General features: G+C 40.5%; 1 protein-coding gene. It reads left to right on the forward strand.

Annotated features, from left to right (window positions below):
- Nucleotides 1-85: 85 nt before the first annotated feature.
- Nucleotides 86-536, forward strand: a 451-nt coding sequence (locus JMF81_RS03065) for a phage holin family protein (RefSeq protein ID WP_201310003.1), incomplete at its 3' end; no start/stop codon positions are given.

Below are 536 nucleotides of genomic sequence, written 5' to 3' on the forward strand. Positions count from 1 at the left end.
GCGGAAATGGAGATTAGAGCAAGACCTAAGGGTCTTATTTTTTATGTAATGAATTAAAAAAGAGAATAGAAAGGAAAGTGAGGGCATGAAAAAAATGGCAAGCACGGTAATTGATACATACAATGCTATTACAGGAGCAGTGGTAGCAATCTTGAGTTTTATACTGGGTGAACACTGGATTTTATTTGCGGCCTTTTTGCTGTTAAATGTAGCAGACTGGATTACGGGCTGGATGAAATCCAGAATGACCAAAAAAGAAAACTCCGTAAAAGGTTGGAAAGGTGTTTTGAAGAAACTTGGATACTGGATCATGATTGCGGTTGCATTTGGTGCAGCGGCAATCTTTATCGAGATCGGAACTGTGATCGGAGTGGATCTGGGCATTACCACACTGCTTGGATGGTTTGTGCTGGCATCGCTCCTGGTCAATGAAATCCGCAGTATTGTAGAAAATTTTGTGGAAGCAGGATTTAATGTGCCGGTAATTCTGATCAAGGGATTAGAGGTAGCAGATAAAGCAATCAACAAAGAAAATC

The organism is Anaerostipes butyraticus, assembly GCF_016586355.1.
In the GTDB taxonomy this organism is placed as follows: domain Bacteria; phylum Bacillota; class Clostridia; order Lachnospirales; family Lachnospiraceae; genus Anaerostipes; species Anaerostipes butyraticus.